Source organism: Bradyrhizobium sp. 1(2017) (genome assembly GCF_011602485.2).
Taxonomy (GTDB): domain Bacteria; phylum Pseudomonadota; class Alphaproteobacteria; order Rhizobiales; family Xanthobacteraceae; genus Bradyrhizobium.
This window is the reverse complement of record NZ_CP050022.2, coordinates 2,021,715-2,044,226: the sequence shown is the minus strand read 5'-3', so window position 1 is coordinate 2,044,226 and position 22,512 is coordinate 2,021,715. Positions and strand designations below refer to the sequence as shown.

21 protein-coding genes are annotated in these 22,512 nt (G+C 64.4%); 6 read left to right on the top strand and 15 right to left on the bottom strand.

Features of this window, described 5'->3' with window-relative positions; all coding sequences use genetic code 11:
• Nucleotides 1-77: 77 nt before the first annotated feature.
• The 3 genes from HAP40_RS09770 to HAP40_RS09760 form a co-directional block, all read right to left on the bottom strand.
• On the bottom strand, nt 78-566 hold the full coding sequence (locus HAP40_RS09770; RefSeq protein ID WP_166818004.1) for a VOC family protein: 489 nt from the start codon (nt 564-566) through the stop codon (nt 78-80).
• A gap of 26 nt (nt 567-592) precedes the next feature.
• Complete coding sequence (locus HAP40_RS09765) at nt 593-1,021, bottom strand: VOC family protein (protein ID WP_166818005.1); 429 nt, start codon at nt 1,019-1,021, stop codon at nt 593-595.
• Nucleotides 1,022-1,149: 128 nt separating this feature from the next.
• A complete protein-coding gene (locus tag HAP40_RS09760; protein WP_166818006.1) occupies nt 1,150-1,659 on the bottom strand; it encodes a cupin domain-containing protein in 510 nt (169 codons plus the stop codon).
• A 128-nt stretch (nt 1,660-1,787) separates the two neighbouring features.
• Here HAP40_RS09760 and HAP40_RS09755 point away from each other — a divergent pair, with 128 nt between their 5' ends.
• Complete coding sequence (locus tag HAP40_RS09755) at nt 1,788-2,006, top strand: CsbD family protein (RefSeq protein WP_166818007.1); 219 nt, start codon at nt 1,788-1,790, stop codon at nt 2,004-2,006.
• A gap of 101 nt (nt 2,007-2,107) precedes the next feature.
• On the opposite strand, the gene HAP40_RS09750 is transcribed toward HAP40_RS09755, so the two are convergent.
• From HAP40_RS09750 to ggt, 5 genes are all read right to left on the bottom strand, one after another.
• The gene (locus HAP40_RS09750; RefSeq protein ID WP_166818008.1) at nt 2,108-2,572 is read right to left on the bottom strand and encodes an FKBP-type peptidyl-prolyl cis-trans isomerase; all 465 of its coding nucleotides are present in this window, start codon (nt 2,570-2,572) and stop codon (nt 2,108-2,110) included.
• Nucleotides 2,573-2,632: 60 nt separating this feature from the next.
• Complete coding sequence (locus HAP40_RS09745; RefSeq protein WP_166818009.1) at nt 2,633-4,924, bottom strand: xanthine dehydrogenase family protein molybdopterin-binding subunit; 2,292 nt, start codon at nt 4,922-4,924, stop codon at nt 2,633-2,635.
• A gap of 2 nt (nt 4,925-4,926) precedes the next feature.
• A complete protein-coding gene (locus HAP40_RS09740; protein ID WP_246741136.1) occupies nt 4,927-5,904 on the bottom strand; it encodes an FAD binding domain-containing protein in 978 nt (325 codons plus the stop codon).
• 43 nt (nt 5,905-5,947) lie between these two features.
• Nucleotides 5,948-6,562: a (2Fe-2S)-binding protein gene (locus HAP40_RS09735; protein ID WP_166818011.1), complete on the bottom strand. Its 615-nt coding sequence runs from the start codon at nt 6,560-6,562 to the stop codon at nt 5,948-5,950.
• A gap of 166 nt (nt 6,563-6,728) precedes the next feature.
• Nucleotides 6,729-8,315, bottom strand: a complete 1,587-nt coding sequence (gene ggt, locus HAP40_RS09730) for a gamma-glutamyltransferase (RefSeq protein WP_166818012.1) — start codon at nt 8,313-8,315, stop codon at nt 6,729-6,731.
• 221 nt (nt 8,316-8,536) lie between these two features.
• Between ggt and HAP40_RS09725 the strand changes: the two genes are divergently transcribed.
• A complete protein-coding gene (locus tag HAP40_RS09725; RefSeq protein ID WP_166818013.1) occupies nt 8,537-9,319 on the top strand; it encodes a rhodanese-related sulfurtransferase in 783 nt (260 codons plus the stop codon).
• Nucleotides 9,309-9,527, top strand: coding sequence for a SlyX family protein (locus HAP40_RS09720; protein ID WP_166818014.1), 219 nt, complete (start codon nt 9,309-9,311; stop codon nt 9,525-9,527). The genes HAP40_RS09725 and HAP40_RS09720 overlap by 11 nt, the downstream gene beginning before the upstream one ends.
• A gap of 9 nt (nt 9,528-9,536) precedes the next feature.
• Here HAP40_RS09720 and HAP40_RS09715 read toward each other — a convergent pair whose 3' ends face one another.
• Entirely contained in the window at nt 9,537-11,441 is a 1,905-nt protein-coding gene (locus HAP40_RS09715) for a diguanylate cyclase (RefSeq protein ID WP_166818015.1), read from the bottom strand.
• Nucleotides 11,442-11,613: 172 nt separating this feature from the next.
• A complete protein-coding gene (locus HAP40_RS09710) occupies nt 11,614-11,829 on the bottom strand; it encodes a hypothetical protein (RefSeq protein ID WP_166818016.1) in 216 nt (71 codons plus the stop codon).
• Between the two features lie 107 nt (nt 11,830-11,936).
• Between HAP40_RS09710 and hemE the strand changes: the two genes are divergently transcribed.
• Nucleotides 11,937-12,971: a uroporphyrinogen decarboxylase gene (gene hemE, locus HAP40_RS09705; protein WP_166818017.1), complete on the top strand. Its 1,035-nt coding sequence runs from the start codon at nt 11,937-11,939 to the stop codon at nt 12,969-12,971.
• 216 nt (nt 12,972-13,187) lie between these two features.
• Here hemE and HAP40_RS09700 read toward each other — a convergent pair whose 3' ends face one another.
• The 5 genes from HAP40_RS09700 to HAP40_RS09680 all read right to left on the bottom strand — a co-directional run bounded on the left by HAP40_RS09700 (nt 13,188) and on the right by HAP40_RS09680 (nt 19,712).
• Entirely contained in the window at nt 13,188-14,234 is a 1,047-nt protein-coding gene (locus HAP40_RS09700; RefSeq protein ID WP_166818018.1) for an alpha/beta fold hydrolase, read from the bottom strand.
• A 77-nt stretch (nt 14,235-14,311) separates the two neighbouring features.
• On the bottom strand, nt 14,312-15,928 hold the full coding sequence (locus tag HAP40_RS09695) for a flavin-containing monooxygenase (protein ID WP_166818019.1): 1,617 nt from the start codon (nt 15,926-15,928) through the stop codon (nt 14,312-14,314).
• A gap of 509 nt (nt 15,929-16,437) precedes the next feature.
• Nucleotides 16,438-17,418, bottom strand: coding sequence for a hydroxymethylbilane synthase (hemC, locus tag HAP40_RS09690; protein ID WP_166818020.1), 981 nt, complete (start codon nt 17,416-17,418; stop codon nt 16,438-16,440).
• A gap of 24 nt (nt 17,419-17,442) precedes the next feature.
• Nucleotides 17,443-19,068 (bottom strand): GMC family oxidoreductase, encoded by a 1,626-nt coding sequence (locus HAP40_RS09685; protein ID WP_166818021.1) that lies wholly within the window; start codon nt 19,066-19,068, stop codon nt 17,443-17,445.
• A 53-nt stretch (nt 19,069-19,121) separates the two neighbouring features.
• Nucleotides 19,122-19,712, bottom strand: coding sequence for a TetR/AcrR family transcriptional regulator (locus HAP40_RS09680; RefSeq protein ID WP_166818022.1), 591 nt, complete (start codon nt 19,710-19,712; stop codon nt 19,122-19,124).
• A 99-nt stretch (nt 19,713-19,811) separates the two neighbouring features.
• Between HAP40_RS09680 and HAP40_RS09675 the strand changes: the two genes are divergently transcribed.
• Together HAP40_RS09675 and HAP40_RS09670 are read left to right on the top strand one after the other, a co-directional pair.
• Nucleotides 19,812-20,177, top strand: a complete 366-nt coding sequence (locus tag HAP40_RS09675; protein WP_166818023.1) for a nuclear transport factor 2 family protein — start codon at nt 19,812-19,814, stop codon at nt 20,175-20,177.
• A 337-nt stretch (nt 20,178-20,514) separates the two neighbouring features.
• Nucleotides 20,515-22,476 (top strand): putative bifunctional diguanylate cyclase/phosphodiesterase, encoded by a 1,962-nt coding sequence (locus tag HAP40_RS09670; RefSeq protein WP_166818024.1) that lies wholly within the window; start codon nt 20,515-20,517, stop codon nt 22,474-22,476.
• The last annotated feature ends 36 nt before the right edge of the window (nt 22,477-22,512 follow it).

Here is a 22,512-nt window from a genome sequence, read left to right as displayed (position 1 = left end):
CACATCGCCGTCTCGGAGTACTGGATCGCCCGATCAAGTCGGGCGATGACAGCGAGATTGGAGCGCGGACATTGGTCTCACGCCGCGGACTTGCCCTCGAACGCCTGACGCAGCACGTCCACGTCGAGCTTGACCATCTTCATCATGGCCTGCACGGCGCGCGCCGCCGCTGCCTTGTCCGCGCTCGACAGGAATTCGAACATCGCCTTCGGCACCACCTGCCAGGCCACGCCCCAGCGATCCCTGAGCCAGCCGCATTGCTCTTCCTTGCCACCATGGGCGAGGAATGCGTTCCAGACGCTGTCGACCTGGGCCTGGTCGTCGCAATCGATCATCAGCGATATCGCGTGGGTGTACTCCATCTTCATGCCGCCATTCAGCGCGACCAGACGCTGCCCGCCGAGCGTGAACTCGACGACGAGCACCGAACCTTCCTTGCCGGAGGGGCCATCGGAGACGTTGCGCTGGACGTGCACGATCTTGGAATCGGGCAGCAGCGAGACATAGAAGTTCGCGGCGTCTTCGGCATCGCCGTTGAACCACAGGCAGGGTGTGACCTTGGACATGTGAATGCTCCTGTTCCGGGCAACGATCAGGCGTTCGCGAGGTCGGGCTGCTGAGGGGCCGCCGCGAGATCCATCCAGTTCACGCCCCACATATGGCCATCGGGATCCTCGAAGCTGCGGCCATACATGAAGCTATATTCGTCCTTGGGGCTGGGATCGGCCACTCCGCCCGCGGCCTCGGCCCTGGCGACGATATCGTCGACGTCGCCGCGGCTGTCAGCGGACAGGCAGAGGAGCACCTGGTTCGAGGTCCTGGCATTCGCGATCGGCTTCGGCGTGAACTGACGGAATTTGTCGTGGGTCATCAGCATGGCGAAGATGGTCTCGGAAAAAGCCATGCAAGACGCCGTGTCGTCGCAAAATTGCGGGTTCTTGACCGCGCCGACCGCCTCATAGAAGGCAGTGGCGCGCTTGAGGTCGGTCACCGGCAGGCTGACGAAGATCATCTTGGGCATCGGAAGCTCCTTGGCGGGTACTCCCAAGGACGGACCGGCCGACACCCACCCGACATCGCTTCCGGATATTTTTTTGGGGGTCGCGCCTGCGGGGTTCTGTCGCACCGAACCCCGCGCCGTTTCGAAGCCTACTTCTTCTCGTTGGGATCGCGGTGGACGGGGTCGATCCACAGCACGGTCTCGGGCTTCTCGACCGGCTCGATGTCGAGATTGATCGCCACCGCCTCGCCGTCGCTGCGCACCAGCACGCATTCCAGCACCTCGTCGGGGCTGGCGTTGATCTCCTGATGCGGCACATAGGGCGGAACGAAGATGAAATCGCCGGGGCCGGCCTCGGCGGTGAATTGCAGCTTCTCGCCCCAGCGCATCCGCGCCTTGCCCTTCACGACGTAGATGACGCTTTCGAGATGGCCATGGTGATGCGCTCCGGTCTTGGCGTCGGGCTTGATGCTGACCGTACCCGCCCACAATTTCTGTGCGCCGACACGCGCGAAATTGATGGCGGCCGCACGGTCCATACCGGCGGTCGACGGCACGTTGGTGTCGAGCTGGTTGCCGGGAATGACACGCACGCCGTCATGCTTCCAGCGATCATGATCGTGGTCATGGTGGGAATGCGAATGATCATGGCCGCTCATGGGACTTGCTTTCTGTTGGTTCCGTGCGCGGCAAATTAACCCAAAGCCGCATCCGCTAGCCATACCAAAATCGGAACCCCCGTAGCCGCCCAGCGTTGTCATTCCGAGCAAACGGAAAGGAGATTTTCATGGGCAGCACGACCGACAAGATCAAGGGCACCGCGAACGAGGCGATCGGCAAGGCCAAGCAGGGCATCGGTGAAGCCACCGGTTCCGATCGCATGAAGGGCGAAGGCGTGGTGCAGGAAGTAAAGGGCAAGGGCCAGCAGGCCATGGGAGATGCCAAGGACGCTGCGAAGGAAGCAATGGATCGCGCTGCGGCGGCCGCGCGTCGCGCAGCTGAATAGCGACATCTCGCTGAAAGCGAAAAGACCGGCCGAAAGGCCGGTCTTTTTGTTTGCGCCGGGTTCGGTGCTTTCGCACCGTCCCGGAATTGACGGCTGCGCCGTCACTTCACTCCAAGCAATTCCACCTCGAACATCAGCGTCGCGTTGGGCGGGATCACGCCGCCGGCGCCGCGCGCACCATAGCCGAGTTGCGGCGGGATGATCAGCGTGCGCTTGCCCCCCACCTTCATCGAGGCAACGCCCTCGTCCCAGCCGGCGATGACGCGTCCCTTGCCGATCGGGAATTCGAACGGCTCGTTGCGGTCGACGGACGAGTCGAATTTCTTGCCCTTCTGGCCGTTCTCGTACAGCCAGCCGGTGTAGTGCATCACGCAGATCTGGCCCGGCTTTGGCGAAGCGCCAGTGCCGACGACGCCGTCGATGATCTGCAAGCCTGAAGCTGTTGTCATGGTCTTTCCTGCGGTCTGGGCCGAGGCCGTGGTGGAAACGAAATGCGACACGCCGGCGATCACGGTGATCGCGAGTGCCGACATCAGGGCGAGAAGCGCGCGCTGGAAACGCTGCATAAGGCACCTTCCGTTTGAGGCGGGAGGTGTCTAGCGCAACGCGGGTGAGGTTTCCACCCCTCACGCCTCGATATTTTCCAGCCGGACCGGGAGCTTGCGGATGCGCTGGCCCGTGGCGTGATGGATCGCATTGCAGATCGCCGCATTGGTGCCGACATTGGCGAGTTCGCCGAGGCCCTTCACGCCGGCGGGATTGATGCGGTCGTCCTGCTCGGAGAGCAAGATGACCTCGACGCCGGGGACGTCCGCATTCACCGGCACGAGGTAGTCGGCAAGATTGTCGTTGACGTAGCGCGCATAGCGTTCGTCGATCTCGGTGACCTCCAGCAGCGCAGACGACATGCCCCAGATCAATCCGCCCATCAGCTGGCTGCGTGCCGTGCGCGGATTCATGATGCGTCCGCCGGCGAAGGCGCCGACCAAGCGGGGGCAGCGGATCTCGTGCGTGAAGCGGTTGATGCGGACCTCGACGAATTCCGCGCCGAACGCATAGGCGATCTGGTCCTTCATGGAATGACCGCCCACGAGCCGCACCTGCCCGCTGTGCATGGCGCGGAAGGAATCCAGCGGCGCGCCTTCCGGCTTCCACTCGCCGTATTCCTCGACGACGCCGACACCCAGCGCATCGAAAGCCTTCTCCAGGTCGAGCGGTCGATCGCCCTTCGCCGCCTGCGTCGCCGGCGTCTGGCCGATGCCCACGGTCTCCTTGGCCTTGTCCGTCAGGCTCTGGCTCGGCATCACCGCCTGGAACAGGCGTTGCCGGATCTGGTCGCATACCATCATCACTGCAGAGCAGGTGCTGGCCGTGGAGTTGGAGCCTCCGGCAACGGGCGCTGGCGGCAGATCGCTGTCGCCGATGAAGACGGCCACCTTCTCGAGCGGCACGCCGAGCCGCTCGGCGGCCGTCTGCGCGATGACGGTGTAGGCGCCGGTGCCGATCTCATGGCCGGCGATCTCGACGCGGGTGCGGCCGTCGCGCTGCAGACGGACGCGTGCGGCCGCGGGTCCCATCTGCGCCGGATAGCAGGTGGCGGCACAGCCATAGCCGATCAGCCAGTCGCCATCCGACATCGATTTCGGCTCAGGCGAGCGCTGCGCCCAGCCGAACGCCTTGGCGGCCTCGTCGAAACAGGCCATCAGCGAGCGCGACGTGTAAGGCTTGCCACTGATTGGCTCGTTCGTGGTGTCGTTGATGCGGCGAAGCTCGACCGGGTCCATGTTCAGCTTCACCGCGAGCTCGTCCATCGCGCTTTCCAGCGCGAACAGATACGGCACCTCCGGTGGCGAGCGCATGAAGCCGGGCGTGTTGCGGTCGGCGCGAACGATCGAGACCAAGCTGTCGACATTCGGGCAGGCATAGAGCCGCGTCGTCGTCTTGGTGCCGCCGACGCAATAGGCGTCGGGGCGCGACGACACCTCGGCGCCCTCGTGCCTCAGCGCGACGAGCTTGCCGTCGCGACGCGCACCAAGCTTGATCTCGTGGCGGGTCTCGGCACGATGGGTGGTGATGGTGAAGCCCTGGTCGCGGGTCGGGACCAGCTTGATCGGCCGGTTCAGGCGCCTGGCGATACTGGCAATGATGGCGGTGCGCGGCGTCATCGAGCCGCGCGAACCGAAGCCGCCGCCAACATAGGGGTTGACCACACGGACCTTGTCGGCGTCGATGCCGAGCTGTTCGGCGACGCCGTATTTGAGACCGTAGACGAACTGGCTCGGCTCGTAGATCACGAGGTTGTCGCCCATCCAGGCGCAGCTGGTCGAAAACAGCTCCATCGGATTGTGATGCTGCGCCGGCGTCTCGTAGGAAGACGTCAGCTTGACCTCGGCCTCCTCGAACGCCTTGGCGAAATCGCCGACCTTGGGGTCTTCCTTGAATTGGGCATTCTGTCCCTTCGCGGCCGCGGTTGTCGTACCGGGCGAGTCGAAGGTCGCGCTTGGCGTTGCCGCCGTGTAACTGACCTTGACACGGTTGGCGGCCTCGCGCGCCGCCTCGTAGCTTTCGGCAATGACCACCGCGATGATCTGGCCGTCATGGGCGATGTCGGCCGATCGCAGCGGCTGGATCGTCGTGCCCGCATAGCCGCCATTGCTGAACAGCTTCGACTCCCGCAGCTTCGGCGCGTTCTCGTGGGTGACGATGTCGATCACGCCGCGGACGCGCCTGGCGTCATCGAGATCGAAGCGGTCGACCCGGCCCTTGGCGATCGCGCTGGTGACGAGAAACGCATAGGCGGGATCGGCGAGCGGCATGTCGGACGCGTAGGTCGCGCGTCCCGTCACCTTCACGACCGCATCATAGCGCGGCACAGGCCGGCCCATGTTCGTCTTCGGCTCGGGAGCAGCAGCGGTCATGATCAGATCTCCATCGTTACGGCCTGCTGGAGCGCGCGTGCCATCACGCGCTTGCCGAGCGCGATCTTGAAGCTGTTGTGCCGCCGCCCCTTCGCGTCCGCGAAGGCGGTATCGGCAACGCGTTGCGCCAGTCCGTCATCGAATTTCTGCCCCTTGAGCAGCGCCTCCGCCTCGCGCGCCCGCCAGGGCACGGTGGCGACGCCGCCCAGCGCGACGCGCGCGTCCCTGATCGTGCCGTCCTGCACGTCGAGCGCGATCGCAGCCGAGGACAGCGCGAACTCGTAGGATTGGCGGTCGCGCGCCTTCAGATACACCGAGCGCGGCCAGCGTCCCTGAATCGAGAAGGCCGAGATCAGCTCGCCGGGCTGAAGCGTGGTCTCGATGTCGGGCGTCGTGCCCGGCGCCTTGTGAAGCTGCGCGAACGGCATGCTGCGCGTGCCGGCCTTGCCCGTGATCTCGACCACGGCATCGAGCGCGATCAGCGCCTGCGCGAAATCGCCGGGATAGGTCGCGATGCACTGGTCGGAGACGCCGAGCACGGCATGCATGCGGTTGACGCCGTCCATGGCGGCACAGCCCGAGCCGGGATTGCGCTTGTTGCAGTTCTCATACGAGACGTCGCGGAAATAGCTGCAACGCGTCCGCTGCATCACGTTGCCGCCGAGCGTCGCCATGTTGCGCAGCTGGGCGCTGGCGGCGAGCTTCAGCGAATTTGCGATCACCGGATAGTGGCGCTGGACCTCCCCATGGGCGGCAACGTCCGACATCTTCGCCAGCGCGCCGAGGCGCAGTCCGTCGTCCTTGGGCTCGATCGCGGACCAGCTGTGCGCGAGCGGGTTGATGTCGACGATCGCGGCGGGCCGCATCACGTCGAGCTTCATCAAATCGATCAGCGTGGTGCCGCCGGCAAGCGGCTGCGCGCGAGCCTGGGTCAACGGATTGTTCGCGGCCGCTGCGGCGCCGAGCGCCTGCACGGCCATGTCAGGGTCTGTTGCCCTCTGATACGAAAACGGTCGCATGCACCTAGCCTTTCAAGATCTCGGGCGCGGCCTGCTTCACCGCGGCGACAATGTTGGGATAGGCGGCACAGCGGCAAATATTGCCGCTCATATACTCGCGGATGTCGGCCTCGTTGCCGGCATGGCCCTCCTTGACGCAGGCGACGGCCGACATGATCTGGCCGGGCGTGCAATAGCCGCACTGGAACGCGTCGTTGTCGATGAAGGCTTGCTGCATCGGATGCAGGCGATCGTCGGTGGCGAGGCCTTCGATCGTGGTGATCTCCTGCCCCTCGGCGGCGAGTGCAAGGGTGAGGCACGACACCACGCGGCGGTCCTCGATCAGCACCGTGCAGGCGCCGCATTGGCCGTGGTCGCAACCCTTCTTGCTGCCGGTGAGCTTGAGATGTTCACGTAGCGCGTCGAGCACCGTGGTGCGCGCATCGATGCTCAGCCGCTTCTCCCTGCCATTGACCCGCAGCGTGACGTCGACAGGAAGGGCCGGATCCTGCGCGGCCGGAGTCCTGGCATCCTCTGCGGCCGCGCGCGCCGTCATCGGGACAAGCGCGCTGCCGGCGGCTGCGGCCATGAAGGCGCGCCGATCGAATGCTGATTGTCTGGAACCTGGTTTGTCGGACATCGCCGCCTCCGCCGCTGATCTGCAAAGCAGCGCACGCCTGCACCGCCCATCGCCCCTTAACCTGAAGCAATGAGCTCTGTTCCGAACGCGAAAAGGGCGATGCAGCAAATGCGGCATCGCCCTTCGTCAACTTTTCCTGATCTTACGCGGGGAACCGCGCGACCGCTCAATAGCCCAGCGCGCAGCCGTCCTTGCGCGGATCGGAACCGCCGGTGAGTGTCCCCTTGTCCCAATCGATCCATATCGCCTGGGCGCCGCCGAGCGGGCCGACCACGCTGGTGGTCTTGTGGCCGAGCTTCTTCAGGCCCTCGACGATGCTGGCCGGCACGCTGTCCTCGAGCTGGTACTGGCCCTCGTAGTGCAGGCCGCGCGGCATGTCGATCGCCTCCTGCACGTCGCAGCCATAGTCGAGGATATTGGTCACGACGTGGGTCTGTCCGACCGGCTGGTACTGCCCGCCCATCACCGCGAACGGCATCACGGAGCGGCCGCCTTTGGTGAGCAGGCTCGGCATGATCGTGTGCAGCGGGCGCTTGCCGCCGGCGATGCAGTTGGGATGGCCGGGCTGGATGCGGAAGCCGCCGGCGCGGTTCTGGAACAAGACACCGGTCTTGTCCGAGACGATCGCCGAGCCGAAGGAATGCGCGATCGAGTTGATGAACGAGCAGACGTTGCGGTCCTTGTCCACGACGGTGATGTAGATGGTCGAGGGGTTCATTGGCGGCGCGACATTCGGCAGGTCGAGCATGCCGTCCATCCGGATCTTGCTGATATACTCGTCGGCAAAGCCCTTCTCGAGCATCTCGGCGACGTTGATCTTCATATGATCGGGGTCGGCGACATGCATCTCGCGGTTCATGTAGGCGATGCGCGCGGCCTCCGCCTCGAGATGGAAGCGCTCGACGCTGACGGGCGCGTACTTGGTCAGGTCGAAGCGCGACAGGATGTTGAGCATCAGCAGCGCGGTGACGCCGGGGCCGTTCGGCGGGCACTGCCAGACGTCGTAGCCCTTGTACATGGTGCCGATCGGCGTCGTCGTCTCGGTGATGTGCGCGGCGAAGTCGTCGAGCGTGTGCAGACCACCGATGCCGCGCAGGGTCTCGACCATGTCCTCCGCGATCGCTCCCTTGTAGAAGGCATCGCGGCCGTCCTTGGCGATGGCGCGCAGCGTCTTGCCGAGCTCGGCCTGGCGGATGACGTCGCCGGCCACCGGCGGCTTGCCGCCCGGCAGCAGGTAACGCACGGTGTTGGTGCCGCCCTTCAGCTTCTCGAACTGGTTCTTCCAGTCGAAGGCGATACGGGGCGCGACGACGTAGCCTTCCTCCGCCGCCTTGATCGCGGGCTGGAGCAGCCGGTCGAAGCCGAACTTGCCGTGATCGCGCAGCACGGTCGCGAAGCAGTCGATCACGCCGGGGATCGAGACCGCATGCGCCGAGGTCAGCGGCACGGAGTTGATCTTGCGCTCGAGATACCAGTCGGCGTTCGCAGCCTTCGGTGCGCGGCCGGAGCCGTTATAGGCGATGATCTTGCCCTCGCCCCGCGGCTGGATCAGCGCAAAGCAGTCACCGCCGATGCCGGTTGATTGCGGCTCGATCACGCCGAGCAGGGCCGAGCCGGCGACCGCCGCGTCCACCGCCGTGCCACCCTCGCGCAGCACCTCGATCGCGGCGAGCGAGGCCTGCGGATGCGAGGTCGCCACCATCGCGTTGGTGGCGTGAACCGTGGATCTGCCGGGGAAATGGAAGTTTCTCATGCGAATTCTTGCTCTCGTTAGGCTCTCTTGAGGCCCACCTGGGCCGGGGCTGCGGATGGCGCGCCATCTCGGAAAAACCGGGTCTACATGGCACATTCCGGCGGCTCTCGGCAATGCTGGCATACCAGCGAAATGGCTGCCATCCGCTGGGCGTATGGTCGGATCGGGCTTTCGGCCATGGCGGGTTTTCCGGACCTCCGCCGCCTGCTAAACGGGCCGCCATGTCTGACGCGAATTCGCTCACCAAGGTTGTCGCCTTCTATCAGTTCGCCGCCCTGCCGGATTACCGCGAACTGCGGGAGCCGCTGCGCGCCTACTGCGCCGGTCTGGCGCTGAAGGGCAGCGTGCTGCTGGCTCAGGAGGGGATCAACGGCACTGTCGCGGGCGGGGCCGATGCCATCGACGCCTTCGCGCACGAGCTCGCGCGCGGCGAGATGTTCGGCGGCCGGCTGGACAATCTCGAGCTCAAATTCTCGAACGCCGCTGCGATGCCGTTTGGCCGGCTCAAGGTGCGGCTGAAGAAGGAGATCGTCACGCTCGGCGATGCCGCCGCCGATCCGACAAGGCAGGTCGGCACCTATGTCGATGCGAGCGAATGGAACGCGCTGATCGCGGCGCCCGACACCCTACTGCTCGACACCCGCAACGCCTTCGAGGTGGCGATGGGCTCATTCGAGGGCGCGGTCGATCCCGGCCTCGAGAGTTTTGGCCAGTTCAAGGACTTTGCCGCACGACAGCTCGATCCGGCCAAGCATCGCAGGATCGCGATGTTCTGCACCGGCGGCATCCGCTGCGAGAAGGCGAGCGCGCATCTGCTCGCACGCGGCTTTGCCGAGGTCTATCACCTCAAGGGCGGCATTCTGCGATATCTGGAAGAGGTGCCGGAGACGCAGAGCCGCTGGCGCGGCGAATGCTTCGTGTTCGACGAGCGCGTCGCGCTCGGCCACGGCTTGCGCGAGCGGGGCTTGCTCGGACAAAACATGGGGCACGACCGTGACGAATGAGATCAAGACGTTGAGCGAGCGCATCGACACGCTGGAGACGCGCCTGGCCTATCAGGACGACACGATCGAAACGCTGAACCAGACCATCACCGCGCAGTGGAAGCAGATCGATGCGCTGACGCGTCAGATCGGACAGCTGAATGAACGGCTCCAGGAGGCCGAGGCGAATGCGCCGGGCCCCGCCAACGAGCCGCCACCGCATTATTGAGACGATGAGCTACTGACCGGACGCTTTGGCCATCAGGCTGGCAACCTCGCCCGACATCATTAGCCGGTTGCGTCCGGCTTCCTTGGCGGTGTACAGCGCCCGGTCAGCCGCCTCGACGAGCGAGACCACGCCCGCCGTGCGCTCCAGCACCGGCCGGCAGGCCGCGCCTCCGAGCGAAGCGGTGACGTAACCGGTCGCGTGGTTGGTGGTGTGGACGAGGCCCGCCTCGCGGATCGCCCGTCGGATCCGGTCGCCAATGCGGGCGCAGCCTGCGGCATCGGTGTTCGGCAGCAGCATGGCGAATTCCTCGCCGCCATAGCGCGCCGCGAGATCGCCGGGGCGCTGCGTCTCGGCCGCGATGATCTGCGCCACGAGGCGAAGGCAGGCGTCGCCGGCGGGATGGCCGTATTCGTCGTTGTAGGATTTGAAATGGTCGACGTCGATCATCAGCAAGGCGAGGCTGGAGCGGTCGCGATAGGCGCGCGCCCACTCCTCCTTCAGCCGCTCGTCGAAGCGGCGGCGGTTGGCAAGGCCGGTGAGGCTGTCCTCGATCGCGAGCGTCTCGAGCCTCGTCTCCAGCTTCTTGTGTTCGGTGATATCGCGCGAGATCGCCACCACGCCGTCGACCCGGCCATTGTCCTTGCGTGTCACCCGCATGGTCGATTCGAGCCAGACCTCGCCGTTCTCCTGGTGCGCGTTGCGATAGACGAGGCGCGCCTCCTCCTTCTCGCCACGCTTCATGGCATCGACGATCGCCTGGACCTGCAGCAGATCCTCCGGATTGATGCCCGCGAGCGCGGGCGTGCCGATCAGTTGATTGGCGCGCCAGCCGACGACGCGCACCGACGAGGGCGAGACGTAGCGCAGCCGCTCGTCGAGCCCGATGCGGGTCACCATGTCGCTGGAGCCTTCCGCGAGCAGGCGGAAGTGAGCCTCCTTCTCGGTCAGGGCCGCGGCCATGCGCTGGCCCCGCTGCAACTGCCGCACCAGCACGGCACCGATGATCGCGATCATCAGAACCAGCGCGACCACGTAGAGCATGCGGGAGATCGCGGCCTCGCGCCACGGCGCCAGCAGCTCGTCCTTGTCGACGGTGGCGAGCAGGACCAGCGGATAACGGCTGCTGCGCTTGAAGAAGCTGACCCGCTCGGCGCCGTCCAGCGGCGACCTGAAATGATACGCGCCGCCCGGCCGCTGCAGGCTGGCGTCGCGAAACAGCGGCGTGTCGGCGACGTTGCGACCGACGAATTTGTCATTGCTCGGGTTGCGCGCGATGATCATGCCATCGCCATGCACGAGCGCCACGGCGCTGTTCCGACCGATCTCGAACTGCTCGTAGAAATGCGAGAGATAGTTGGCGCTGATGGTCGCAAGCACGACGCCGCCGAAGCTGCCGTCCGGCTTGTTGAAGCGGCGCGACAGGGTGACGACCCATTGGCCGTCCTCCTGATTTTTCACCGGGCGACCGACATGGGCCTCGCGCTTCGCCGAGAGCTGGTGATAGCGGAAGAACCCGTCGTCGGTCAGGGTCGAGCCGATCGTGCCGGGTGAGGTCAGCCAGTTGCCCTGGTCGTCGATGATGGCGACGCTGTTGATGCGCGCGATCGCCGTCTTGCGTGCCTCCAGGACCTTGTCGAGCTTGGTGACGGTGGCAGGTCCGGCGCCGTCCACCTCCAGACGGCTGACGACGCCGACGACGCCGGAATCCAGCAGATCGAGGCTGTCCTCCGCATGCTGCGTCAGTGAACGCGCAACGTTCGCCATCTCGGCCTCGGCACCTCTGAGCACCGCGTCGCGCGCAGCCCATTCGCGCCAGGCGCTGACGCCGAGGATGGTCGCGCAGGTCAGCACGACGAACGCCGCCGCGCGCAGCGGCAGACGGTTCCATCCGGCTCTTTGGCTTGCAGCACCCATGCAGCAGAATTCTCCGATCGTTCGGAAACTCTGCCGCTTCTGTTATTGAACTCTGAAGTCACTACCGGAATACGCGGCGATCTGCCTTTTTCCAGTAGTCCTACGGACGCCGGGATCGGCGCATCGCTAACAAGCCATTAGCGGCCCTATCGGAATCCGGCGTCTCCCGCCGCTAGCTGAAGATGGCCTTGACCTTCGCCCAGAGCGAGGGGTTGTCGGCATCCGCATCGGCCTTCGAGGGTGTCGGCTGGGCGGCGCTAACTGGATCAGATGCCGGAAAGCTATCTTTCAGCCCGGCGTCGAGCTTGGATTGCCGATCGGCGGCGAGCGCCTCGCGCGGATCGTCGGCATGCTTGTCGTGCGGCGCAGGATTGAATGTCTCAGCCATGATCTCCTCCATTGGCTGATCAACGCGGCCCGATTGGCCTGGTTCCCCTGTTCCGCTGAGGGCCGCTGCGGTGTATCAGGAGCCATAAACCCTCGCCAGGACCATTCGTGCCCCAGTCTTCGACCAAGCCCTTCCTCGACGTGCTCTCCGGCCAGCGCCAGGCCATTCCACCCATGTGGATGATGCGGCAGGCCGGCCGCTATCTGCCGGAATATCGCGAGGTCCGCGCCAAGGCCGGCGGCTTCCTCGATCTCTGCTTCAACCCGGAGCTCGCCGCCGAGGTGACGCTGCAACCGATCCGCAGGTTCGGCTTCGATGCGGCGATCATCTTCTCCGACATCCTGGTGATCCCCTACGCACTCCACCGCTCCGTGCGCTTCGAGGCCGGTGAAGGTCCGCGGTTGGATCCGCTGGATGATCCGGCGAAGGTCGCCACGCTCGCGCCGCGCGCCGACTTCGGCAAGCTCGAGCCGGTGTTCGAGGCGCTGAAGATCGTGCGCGGCACGCTCGATCCCAAAGTCGCGCTGATCGGCTTCTGCGGCGCGCCGTGGACGGTGGCGACCTACATGGTCGCCGGCCAGGGCACGCCCGACCAGGCGCCGGCGCGCATGATGGCCTATCGGCATCCGGAGGCGTTTGCGGAGATCATCGACGTGCTGGTCGAGAATTCGATCCAGTATCTCCTGCTACAGCTCGCAGCCGGCGCCAATGTCTTGCAGATCTTCGACACCTGGGCCGGCGTGCTGCCGCCGGCCGAATTCGCGCGCTGGTCGGTCGAACCGACGCGGCGCATCGTCGAGGGCGTACGTGCGAAGGCACCGGATGCGAAGATCATCGGCTTTCCCCGCGGGGCCGGCGCGCAACTGCCTGCTTACGTCGAGGCGACGGGCGTCAACGCCGTCAGCATCGACTGGACCGCGGAGCCCGCCTTCATCCGCGAGCGCGTGCAGAGCAGGGTCGCGGTGCAGGGCAATCTCGATCCGCTGGTGCTGATCACCGGCGGTGCGGCGCTCGACCGCGCGGTGGACAACGTGCTGGCAAATTTTGCGCAAGGACGGTTCATCTTCAATCTCGGCCACGGCATTCAGCCGGAAACGCCGATCGTCCATGTCGAGCAGATGCTGAAGCGCGTGCGGGGGTGATTGTTTCATCCCTGGGGTCGAGACGACAAAAAGTGCGAAAACAACCCCATGCACAGTACACAAGTCATTGAAAACGTTGGGCTGCCATGACCCGCCCCGCGCCTTCGGCGTCGGGCAAAACAGGAGCACGATGGCATGATCGCCGATCGTGATTTCGCGGCGGGCCAGGGCGTTACACGTGGGTTGCAAAGACCGCCCCGGGGCGTCTGTTTGCATCTAAGTTGAGAGCAATTCGCCAAGGTGCTTGTCGAGTTGAGCGGTCGCATTCGGATCCGCGCCGAAGAGTGCAAGATGACCATCGACCGTCTGGATTGGTCTGAACTCGGCGTTGGGAAGCAATCGCCACTCCGCCTGGCAATCGGACGGCGGGAAGAACATGTCCGACGACATCGGCATGACGAAGGTCTTGGCCTTGACCCTGCCCAAGGCGGCCCGCAAGTCACCGCCGGTGTGACGACTCACATCGCCACGCTGCCATTTCCACGCCATGCACAGCAAATCGTTGGGGTCCATGACACCGAAATAGGCGCTCATGAAGTTTACGATGAAATCGTCCATCGACGAAAAGCCCAGCGCCTTATGCCGCTCCTGCTGGAAAAACTCCGTGCTCCAACCCATCACGGCCCACATTTTTGCATGGCGCAACAAGCCCTCCCTCACGTCCGCCGGTGACGTATAAAAACCGCGATTGAAACCGGGGTCGGAGGTGATCGCATCGACCAACGTTTCCGTAAAAAGGAAATCATGGACCGTATTCCTGGCAGTACCGGCGATCGGGGCCGCCCGCTTTACCATATCGGGATAGCGCACCGCCCATTCGTAGGTTTGCTGAGCGCCCATGGAGCCGCCGACAACAAGCGCAAGACTTTTCAGATCGAAGCGTTCTGTAAGGAGCTTATGCTGCGCCCGCACGTCATCACCGATGCGCACGTGCGGGAAATTTGCCATGCCGGACGGCGGCGGCGTGTTGTGCGGTGAGGTGGAAAGGCCGTTGCCGATCTGATTGATGACCACGATGAAATATTTGTCGGGATCAAGCGCGCGACCCTGACCGATATAGACCTGCTCCATGATCTTGTTTGTGCCGGAATACCAGGTGGGAATCAGAATGGCATTGTCTTTCGCGGCATTGAGGCTGCCGAAAGTCGCGTAAGCGAGCTTACAGGCGCGAATTGTACCGCCTTCCTCCAGCTCAAGATTACCGACATCGTACAGCTCGTAGGGACCGTGCACCTCCTGAGAGTAATAGCTGTTATCGATCATGATCGCCCTCCCTCATCTCGTTGTTGGGCGGCAAGGCTGGCTATGCCCTCCCGCCCATTTGCCCTGGCCGCGTTTTTCTACGCAAGTTCGAAACCCTCGTAGCCTTTGGCTGCGATCTCGTCGCACTTCTTCCTGTAGCCGCCGACCCCTTCCGGTCCCAGGTAAGGCAAAAACGCGCGCGGCTTGCCGGGGATGTTGGCGCTCATGTACCAGGAATTGGCAGTCGTCATCAGCGTCGCGCTGACGATTTCATTGACATGGGCACCCCATTGATCCTGTGCCGATGGCGTCGCTTCGATGCAGGTCTTTCCGCTTTTGCGCATCGTCTCGATGCAGTCGGTGATCCACTCCACATGCTGTTCGATCGATACCGGCATGTTCGACAGCACCGAGGGGCTTTGCGGGCCGGTGATGGTAAACAGGTTCGGAAAGCCGGCGATGGCGACGCCAAGATAGGTATGCGGACCGTCGTGCCACTCCTGAGTTAACGTGCGCCCAGCGCGGCCCCTCAGGTTCAATGCCTTCAGCGGACCCGTCATGGCGTCGAACCCGGTGGCGAACACGATGATATCGAGGGGATATTCCTTGCCGCCGGCGCGAATTCCAGTTTCGGTAATTTCTTCAATTCCGCCGTCGGTTTTCGCATCGACCAGCTGCACACTGTCCCTGTTGAAGGTTTCGTAGTAGTTGGTGTCGAGCGGCTGCCGTTTGGTGCCGTAGGCGTGGCCCTTGGGTATCAGTTTTTCCGCGGTGCGCGGATCTTTCACGGTGCTGCGGATCTTGCGTTTGATGTAGTCAGCGCAGACATCATTGGCCTCCTGCGAGAAGAACATGTCCTGATAGTTGGCAAGCCAGAAGGCGAAGCCGCCTGCATCCCACATGCGGTCAAACACGCTCTCGCGTTCCTCGCGCGTTGCTTCCAGAACGGACTTCGGAATGAAGTAGTGCTCCTGACCGAAGAACGATTCCCGAATCCTCTGAACAATACCCTCGTAGTCCGCCTTTCGTGTCTTGACCAATTCGGGATCCACCTTGCCGTTGCGCGCTGGCACGCAATAGTTGGCCGTGCGCTGGAACACGATCAGCTGTTTGGCCTGCTGCGCAATTTCGGGAATCGCCTGGACCGCGGTGGCTCCGGTGCCGACCACACCCACGCGCTTGCCGGTGAAGTCTACGCCGGTGTGCGGGAAGCGGCTGGTGTGATACCACTTGCCCCTAAATTTCTCCAAGCCCTTGAAGGGGGGCATGTTCGTATCCGACAAGGTGCCCACGGCCGTGATGAGATGCCGCGCGGCAACCTCTTCTCCCTTGTCGGTGTGAACCATCCAAAGATTGGTATTCTCGTCGAATTCAGCCCCGGTCACGCGTGTATTGAACTGAATGTCGCGCTTGAGGTCGTGACGTTTCGCGACATGTTCGAGGTAACGAAGAATTTCGGGCTGCTCAGGATAGCGTTCGGACCATTCCCACTCTTGCAGGAGCTGCTTGTCCCAGGTGAAGCAATAGATGTAGGCGTCAGAATCGCAGCGCGCTCCCGGGTAGCGGTTCCAGTACCAGGTGCCGCCGACAGTGTCTCCCGTTTCGTACACTCGGACCTTCAACCCCAACTTGTCTCTCAGCGACTTCAGCATGTGCAGGCCGGAAAAGCCCGCGCCGATCACGACAGCGTCGAAGTGTTGAGTTGCGCTAGCCATGTGCTCCTCCAGTTCTGTTGTTTGAACCTACGAGACAAACTTCCTGCAGGAAATTTCGCAACAGAGTCCCCTTCCGACCCGGCGAACGCGATGCAACGTTCAAATCTGTGAACGCTCGTGGACAGAAAATAGCATCGAGATGGCGCCTGAGATTTTGAGCGATCAGGGCGATCCGCTGCATCGCAGGCGCGGGCTGCATGATCGACGCGCGGGGGCCAGGCCAGCGCTGCGCTACACGAGCCTCGATCCGAACGGAGGAAGCAGCGATGGACATCTGTCGTGACTCATTCACGGCGCGCCCTGGGAAGGGTCGCGATATCTATAAGAGCACAGAGGCTGAGGAGTGATCCAGCGCGTTTTGATATGGCGCAACGTCGAAGGCGATCGGTGTGACAGCAACGCTGTCATGTTGCCGCGGTCGAACTCACTGATTTGGACAGGTCAGTCTGCGCAGCCAGGAAATGACGGGGCTCGTTGGCCCACTACGCGTCGCGCTGTGATGACCCACTTCAGCGCGGCCGGCTGCGCTCGATGATCTCGGCGGCACCCTTCGCCAGCAGATCCAACCCGACCGCACGGCCGAGCTCGCGCGGACGATTGGCAAGGCCCGCGCGCGAGGCCTCGATGATGGTGTTGCCGGAGAGGTCGAGCACGGAGGCCGTCAGCGACATCTGATCGCCGGCGATGGTCGAGAACCCCGCGACCGGCGAATTGCAGTGGCCGTTGAGCACCCAGAGCACCTCGCGCTCGGCGTCGGCGCAGGCATGCGCGGCGGGATCGTCGATCGATGACAGGATCTGACGCGTCTGCCAATCCTGCGCCGCGCATTCGACGGCGACGATGCCCTGCCCAACCGCGGGCAGCATCTCCGCCGCGGTGAATTCGTAGGCGATACGGCCGGACAAGCCGACGCGGTCGAGGCCCGAACGCGCCATGATCAGGGCATCGGCCGGCCCGACCGCGCCGCCGTCCGGCAGGCGCTGCTTCTCGCCGTTGTCGAGCTTCCGCACCCGCGTATCGGCCGCACCGCGGAAGTGGATCACCTCCACGTCCGGGAACAGGCGCCGCGCATAAGCGGCCCGGCGCACCGCGTTGGTGCCGATCTTGATCCCCTTGCCGCGCGACCGGCGCAGCGCTTCCAGCGTCACGCCATCCCGCAGCACCAGCGCGTCACCGGGCGGATCGCGCGACAGCGTGGCGCCGATCACGAGGCCGGGCGTGTCCTCGTTGCCCGGCATGTCCTTGAGCGAGTGCATGGCCGCATGAAGCTCGCCCGACAGCACGGCGGCGCGGATCTGCGCCACGAAGGCGCCGCCCTTGCCGCCATGCGGCAGCAGCTTGCTGGCCTGGTCGAGATCGCCCGATGTGTCGAATTTGACGATCTCGACGTCGAGGCCGGGTACGGCGGCGTTCATGCGGAGCGCGATCTCTTCCGTCTGTACCAGCGCCATCGCGCTCTTGCGGGTGCCGATCCGAAATCGAGTAGCCAAGTCCAAACCCTCTCAAGACGCGGTTTACCGCGCATCCTCCAATATCATGTCGGAGGCCTTTTCGGCGATCATGATGATCGGCGCGTTGGTGTTCCCGGATACGAGGTCCGGCATGATCGAACCGTCGACGACGCGAAGGCCTTCGAGCCCCTTCACCTTCAGCCGCTGGTCCACCACCGCGAGCGCGTCATTGCCCATACGACAGGTCGAGGTGGGATGGTAGATGGTGCTGCCGCGCTCACGGCAATAATCCAGTATCTCGGCATCCGTGGATACCTTTGTCCCGGGATCGTACTCGCTGACCACAAACGGCTTCAGCGCCGATGCGTTCAATATCTTTCGCAGGATCTTGATGCCTTCGACGTTGGTGGTGCGGTCGGTCTCGGTCGACATGTAGTTGATGCGGATCTCCGGCGGCACGCTCGGGTCGGCGCTCTTGATGCGCAAGGAGCCGCGGCTCTCGGGCCGGAGCTGGCACACCGAGGCGGTGAAGCCGGAGAAGTCGTGCAGCTTCTCGCCCATCTTGTCGGTCGAGAACGGCAGAAAGTGCACCTGGATGTCGGGCGAAGCCAGCCGCGGGCTGGTCTTGAAGAACGCGCCCGCCGTGCCGGCGGCGATCGTCAGCCAGCCCTTGCGGAAGAGCGCATAACGCGCACCCGCCATGGTGCGGCGAAGCGGATGATTGACGGTGTCGTTCAGCGTGATCTTTTGCGAGCAGCGCATCACGATGCGGACCTGCATGTGGTCCTGAAGATCGTGGCCTACGCCGGCAGCGTCCAGCACCACCTCGATGCCGTGCTTGCGCAGGAGATCGCCGGGGCCGACGCCCGAGAGCTGAAGCAGCTGAGGCGAGTTGTAGGCGCCGCTCGACAGCACGACCTCCTTGCGCGCGCGCGCCCGGCGCACGGCCGACCCCTGCCGGTACTCGACCCCGATGGCGCGACGCCCCTCGAACAGGATGCGCTGAGCGTGAGCGGAGGTCTCGATCTTGAGATTGCCGCGCGTCCTGGCGGGGCCGAGATAGGCTACCGACGTCGAGGCGCGACGACCGTTGCGCGTCGTGGTCTGAAACAGGCCGACGCCTTCTTGCGTGGCGCCGTTGAAATCGGGATTGTAGGGCAGCCCGGTCTCGACCGCGGCGTCGATGAAGGCTTTCGACAACGGATCGGTCATGACCATGTTGGACACCGGCAGCGGTCCGCCCGTGCCGTGATACTGATCGGCGCCGCGCGACTGGTTCTCAGCCTTCTTGAAGTACGGCAGCACGTCGTCATAGCCCCAGCCGGTGTTGCCGAGCTGGCGCCAGCGATCATAGTCCTCGTGCTGGCCCCGGACATAGAGCAGGCCGTTGATCGAGCTCGATCCGCCCAGCGTCTTGCCGCGCGGCTGGAACACTTGCCGCCCCTTCAGCTCGGGCTCCGGCTCGGTCTGATACATCCAGTTGACGGTCTTCTCCTTGAACAGCTTTCCGTAGCCGAGCGGCACGTGGATCCAGATGTTGGAATCCTTCGGGCCCGCTTCGAGCAGCAGCACGCTGTGCTTGCCGTTCGCAGACAGCCGGTTGGCAAGGACGCAGCCGGCGGAGCCGGCGCCGACGATGATGTAATCGAATTCGGAATCGAAGGATGGGAGGGAGGAAGTTGCGTTCATGCGCTACTGTTCTTCTTGCTTGAGTGGGCGTTTCCGTGTCGTCACTAGCACAATCATTCCCGCACGCGCAGCGCCTCGACCAGCGACTTGAACGCACGGGCATATTCCGCGCCTGCCCTTGCGATATCGGCACGCCCGGCGCAGGCGACTGCGGCTTCCGTCACCGCGCCGAGCAGCAGCCGCGCCAGCGGCTCGACCGGCTGGCGCGCCATCAGGCCGGCCTCCATCGCGGCGGAGAGCGCGCGGGGCAGCTTGCCGCCAAAATGCCGAGCATCGATCTCGCGCCAGCGCTCCCAGCCGAGCACGGCCGGCCCGTCGCGCAGGATGATCTGACCGGTCGGACCGTTGGCGGTCGTCGCAAAATAGTGCTGGGTGCCTGCGACCATGGCGGCGAGCACGTCCTTCTCGGCGCGCGCGGCGCTGTCGATCTCGACGACGAGGTCGCGCGAGACCTGGTCGAACACGGCCTCGAACACTGCCTCCTTGGTCTTGAAGTGATGATAGACCGCGCCCTTGGCGATGCGGGCGGCCTCGGCAATCTCGTCCATGGTGGTGGCGGCGAAGCCCCGGCTCCCGAACAGGCGGCGTGCCGCCGTCAGGATCGCTTCGGTCGTCGCTGCGCGCCGTTCCGCCTGTTTTGCCATGCGTCTCGTCTAGTCCAATCGGCGTCAGCGGGCCAGTTGACTTTTCGACCAGCGGTCGGTATTTACCGACTAATAGTCGGTTTTATCACGAGGTGCGCCATGCCAAGCCGTGATGTGGTTGAAGCCTTTGCGCGACGGCTGGAGGCCGGAGACTTCGTCGGCGCCATCGAGCAGTTCTGCACGCCCGATGCCGTGACCTATGAAAACAACGCCGCTCCGACGATCGGGCGCGACAAGCTCATCGCCAAGGAGCGCGGCGTGCTGGCCGCTTCGAAGGAGGTCAGGGCCGTGCGCATCGGGCCGAGCCTGATCGACGGCGACCATGTCGCGACGCGCTGGAGCTTCAGCTTCACCAACGCCGAAGGCATCACGCGCACGCTCGACGAGATCGCGTGGCAGACCTGGCGGGGCGATCAACTCGTCGAGGAACGGTTCTATTACGATCCGAAGCAGTTGGGGCGGTGACCCGCCACTCAGCATCGGTGTCACCGCCCCGCTCGGCGATCCAGCAATCCGGGAGGACGGTGATTGAACCGAGGGGCCTCAGCGTACTGGATGCCCGGTCAAGCCGGGACATGACAGCGGAGTTAGTAACGAACAGTCTTACCGAAGGCTTCCTGCCGTTACACCTGTAACGCGGGAGGGCGCATTTGTATCGATTTGTTATCGATACCTCGAATTTGAACACGCAGATGTGGTCACGCCGACCGCCACCAGGGCGGAAAATTCATAGTTCGTCAAAGGTTTGCGGCGAACTCTCAAGTCCGTGCCGGACCACCGGCCCAAGCTGCTAGGCCCTGGAATGCGGACTCAAACGACCAGCTATTTCGCGCGGCTGTTCGCCGGCGATCTGTCGGCCTTTGGCGGTCCTGCAACCGACGAAGCCGTGGCCGGCCATATCCGCGCCGAACAGATGTCGCTCGTGCTCGGCTATTCCGTCGGCATCATGCTCGCCAATGCGTGCAACGCCATCGTGCTGGCGATCGCGCTGTGGCAGTCGCCGGACAGGATACCTGGCCTGATCTGGGCCGCGGCCGTCGCGAGCGCCGCGATCGGGTTCGGCATGCAATCGCACGCCGCGCGCCGCATCACCAAGCCGCAATTCGTCTCGCGCCGCGCCATGCATCGGCTGGTGCGCAACGCCTTCATCCTCGGCGCGGCCTGGGGCATCGTCCCGGTCGCCTTCTTCGCCGATGCCTCAACCGGCGGCCAGCTCGTCATCACCTGCCTTTGCTCGGGCATGCTGGCCGGCGGCGCGCTGGCCTTCGCCACGATCCCGATCGCGGCCATCGCCTTCACGGCGCCGATCTTCCTCGGCATCGCCATCTGCCTCGGCAGGAACGGCGATCTCGCCTTCCTGCTGATCGCCTTCCTCGTCGTGGTCTATGGCAGCGTGCTGCTGCGCGGCGTGTTCGTCAATTCGACCGCGTTCGCGCGGCGCGTGATGCGGCAGATCGAGGCGGAGCGCACGGTGCGGCAGGATCCCCTCACCCATCTGCCCAACCGCGTCGCCTTCAACGAGACGCTCGACGCCGCGCTGAAGCGGCTGACGCTGTCCGGCGAGGAGTTCGCGGTGCTGCTGCTCGATCTCGATCGCTTCAAGGAGGTCAACGACCAGTTCGGCCATCCCGCAGGCGACGAATTCCTGGTCCAGGTCGCCAGCCGCCTGCAACGCTGCACGCGCGCCGCCGAGCATGTCGCGCGCATCGGGGGCGACGAATTCGCGCTGGTCATGAATAATCTGGCGCGGCCCCAAGATGCGCTCGAGATCGCCGAGCGCTTCGTCGCGGCGTTCGCGGAGCCGTTCCAGATCGAGGGCCGCCAGATCGTCGGCGCGACCAGCGTCGGCATCGTGGTGGCGCCGCGCGATGGCAACACGACGCTCGACATCATGAAGAACGCCGACGCTGCGCTCTACCGCGCCAAGAAGGCGGGAGCTGGCACGGTCTGCTTCTTCGAGGAAACCGACGACAAGGCGTCGCGCGATCGCAAGGCGCTGCAATCGGATCTCGCCGGCGCGATCGCGAGGAACGAGCTGTTCCTGGTGTTCCAGCCGTTCCTCGATCTCGGCGACAACCGCATCACCGGCTTCGAGGCGCTGCTGCGCTGGCAGCATCCCACGCGCGGACTGGTGCCGCCGAGCGAATTCATCCCGATCGCGGAGGAGACCGGGTTGATCCACGAGATCGGCGAATGGGTCATCCGCCGCGCCTGCACGACGGTGGCGCAATGGCCTGATGAGATCAGGGTCGCCGTGAACTTCTCCGCGGCGCAATTTCACAACACGGCGATCCTGCAAACCATCGTGCAGGCGCTGGCCGATGCGAAGGTCTCGCCCAGCCGGCTCGAGATCGAGATCACGGAATCGATGCTACTGTCGAAATACGGCTCGGCCGCCTCGGTCCTGAACGCGCTCTTGCAACTCGGCGTCACCGTGGCGCTCGACGATTTCGGCACCGGCTTCTCCTCGCTGACTTATCTGCGCAAGCTGCCGTTCAGCCGCATCAAAATCGACCAGTCCTTCATCCGTGACATGCTGGTGCAGCCGGACTGCGCCGCCATCGTGAAGTCGGTGATCTCGCTCGCGCGCGACCTCAAGATCGGCGTCGTCGCCGAAGGCGTCGAGACCGCCGACCAGCTCGAATATCTGCGCCAGATCGCTTGCGACGAAGTGCAGGGCTATCTGATCAGCCGCCCCGTGGCCGCCGATGGCGTGATGGCGTTGCTGGACACGAAAACGTACCGGGCGATCTACGCGGCGTAGGACTCGATCGGATTACAATCGGTGCTGCCGCCACGG

Bases quoted from the DNA above. Each gene is read 5' to 3' on its own strand.
- HAP40_RS09715 (WP_166818015.1), bottom strand. From the start codon at position 11,441: ATGGGTGCTGCAAGCCAAAGAGCCGGATGGAACCGTCTGCCGCTGCGC.
- HAP40_RS09770 (WP_166818004.1), bottom strand. From the start codon at position 566: ATGTCCAAGGTCACACCCTGCCTGTGGTTCAACGGCGATGCCGAAGAC.
- HAP40_RS09700 (WP_166818018.1), bottom strand. From the start codon at position 14,234: ATGATCGATAACAGCTATTACTCTCAGGAGGTGCACGGTCCCTACGAG.
- HAP40_RS09735 (WP_166818011.1), bottom strand. From the start codon at position 6,562: ATGTCCGACAAACCAGGTTCCAGACAATCAGCATTCGATCGGCGCGCC.
- HAP40_RS09745 (WP_166818009.1), bottom strand. From the start codon at position 4,924: ATGACCGCTGCTGCTCCCGAGCCGAAGACGAACATGGGCCGGCCTGTG.
- HAP40_RS09740 (WP_246741136.1), bottom strand. From the start codon at position 5,904: ATGGCCGTGCAGGCGCTCGGCGCCGCAGCGGCCGCGAACAATCCGTTG.
- HAP40_RS09680 (WP_166818022.1), bottom strand. From the start codon at position 19,712: ATGGCAAAACAGGCGGAACGGCGCGCAGCGACGACCGAAGCGATCCTG.
- HAP40_RS09760 (WP_166818006.1), bottom strand. From the start codon at position 1,659: ATGAGCGGCCATGATCATTCGCATTCCCACCATGACCACGATCATGAT.
- HAP40_RS09725 (WP_166818013.1), top strand. From the start codon at position 8,537: ATGTCTGACGCGAATTCGCTCACCAAGGTTGTCGCCTTCTATCAGTTC.
- HAP40_RS09695 (WP_166818019.1), bottom strand. From the start codon at position 15,928: ATGGCTAGCGCAACTCAACACTTCGACGCTGTCGTGATCGGCGCGGGC.
- HAP40_RS09675 (WP_166818023.1), top strand. From the start codon at position 19,812: ATGCCAAGCCGTGATGTGGTTGAAGCCTTTGCGCGACGGCTGGAGGCC.
- HAP40_RS09710 (WP_166818016.1), bottom strand. From the start codon at position 11,829: ATGGCTGAGACATTCAATCCTGCGCCGCACGACAAGCATGCCGACGAT.
- HAP40_RS09750 (WP_166818008.1), bottom strand. From the start codon at position 2,572: ATGCAGCGTTTCCAGCGCGCGCTTCTCGCCCTGATGTCGGCACTCGCG.
- HAP40_RS09765 (WP_166818005.1), bottom strand. From the start codon at position 1,021: ATGCCCAAGATGATCTTCGTCAGCCTGCCGGTGACCGACCTCAAGCGC.
- ggt (WP_166818012.1), bottom strand. From the start codon at position 8,315: ATGAGAAACTTCCATTTCCCCGGCAGATCCACGGTTCACGCCACCAAC.
- HAP40_RS09755 (WP_166818007.1), top strand. From the start codon at position 1,788: ATGGGCAGCACGACCGACAAGATCAAGGGCACCGCGAACGAGGCGATC.
- HAP40_RS09670 (WP_166818024.1), top strand. From the start codon at position 20,515: ATGCGGACTCAAACGACCAGCTATTTCGCGCGGCTGTTCGCCGGCGAT.
- HAP40_RS09685 (WP_166818021.1), bottom strand. From the start codon at position 19,068: ATGAACGCAACTTCCTCCCTCCCATCCTTCGATTCCGAATTCGATTAC.